Annotated in this window: 1 protein-coding gene and 1 pseudogene; one reads left to right on the forward strand and one right to left on the reverse strand. The window is 52.4% G+C overall.

Annotated features, from left to right (window positions below; genetic code table 11):
• Positions 1–108 (forward strand): annotated as a pseudogene (locus FH061_RS30100) (ISAzo13-like element transposase-related protein); the annotation flags it as partial.
• A 278-nt stretch (positions 109–386) separates the two neighbouring features.
• Here FH061_RS30100 and FH061_RS30105 read toward each other — a convergent pair.
• Positions 387–1,394, reverse strand: a complete 1,008-nt coding sequence (locus FH061_RS30105; protein WP_151639495.1) for an IS110 family RNA-guided transposase — start codon at positions 1,392–1,394, stop codon at positions 387–389.
• Positions 1,395–1,449 lie beyond the last annotated feature (55 nt).

Here is a 1,449-nt window from a genome sequence, read left to right on the forward strand (position 1 = left end):
AGGGGAGCATCGCCCAAAGAGCGAAACGCACAGTTTGAACACATAGACGAGCAGCGTAGCCAATTCAAAGCCACAGGCGCCCCCATCATCAGCGTGGATACCAAAAAAATCTATGGTCACCCTCCTTTTTGCAAGAGTAGATTTTAGGTGGTTTGATTGGCTTGCGTAAATCTATCCGGCGTCTGGTTGGAGATCGTTTCTCCGCGCCACGATGAAAGTCGCGCCTGGCAGTCCTTAAAAGAATTTCGACCTCGAAGGCCAATTTTTTTCTCAGGTTTTCCACCAGGCCGTTGTGCCATTCATGTCATCCAATTTCTACAGTCGCAAAACCAGGTAGGTGCTTCATACTTCTTAAACTTACATACTGCTTAGGCTGCTATGGGCACCTACGCAGCATGATATTCACTGCGGCGGAAAGCCATTGACCAGACTGTACGGGCCAACCTGTTTGCCAATGCACACGCCACGACATTAGAATGGCGCCGTGTAAGCATCGCACGCACCCAGTCGGCCAAGATTCCTTTTTGTTTATCGAGGTGCATCATGTACGCTCTGGCACATTGCACCAGCAGACATCTCAGATTTTTATCGCCGCGTTTACTAATGCCAAGCAGGTTGGCTCGCCCGCCGGTACTGTACTGCTTCGGCACCAATCCTATTGATGCTGCAAAATCCCGTGCACAGCCATACTGCTTTCCATCGCCTAGTTCGGCCGAAAGCAGACTAGCGGTGATTGGTCCCACACCCGGCGCTCCCATCAGCCGCTGCCCCAGGTCGTCTTCCTGCAACTGGCGCCGCAGGTCCTGTTCCACCTCGGTGATTTGCTCGTCCAAATATTTGTAATGCGAATGTAGACGTTCGAGAATGGAAATCAGCCGTGCTGGCAGAGGGTGTTCCGCCAGCACGGAAGGAAGACGTTTGATCACCCCTGGACCGACGGGTAGGCTGACGCCAAACTCCAGCAGAAAGCCATGAATCTGATTGCAAGCCTTGACCCGGTCACGTACGAGCGACTCACGCACACGATGCAGAGCGCTCAAAATTTGCTGCGCTTCAGTTCTTGGTGACACAAAGCGCATGTTAGGACGAGAGGCAGCTTCACAAATCGCTTCTGCATCAATGGCATCGTTCTTATTGCCTTTGACGAACGGGCGGACAAATTGAGGACTAATAAGCTTAACGTGATGGCCGAACATTATCAGCTGACGTGCCATGTGATGCGCGCCGGCACAGGCTCCCATCACAACGGTGCAGGGATGGAATGTAGCGAGCAAGGTGGTGAGCTGTTTACGATTGCATTTCTTGCGGAAGATCGCCTTGCCGCGCGCATCCTGTCCGTGGAGATGGAAAGAGTGTTTCCCAAGATCAATGCCGATCAGCGTTACGTTTTGCATGTTGATCTCCTCGCTCGTTAAAGAAAGACACCCCACTAGGGTAACCGCTCGTAGG

Origin of the sequence: Noviherbaspirillum aerium (genome assembly GCF_008929045.1) — a bacterium.
GTDB lineage: Bacteria > Pseudomonadota > Gammaproteobacteria > Burkholderiales > Burkholderiaceae_D > Noviherbaspirillum > Noviherbaspirillum aerium.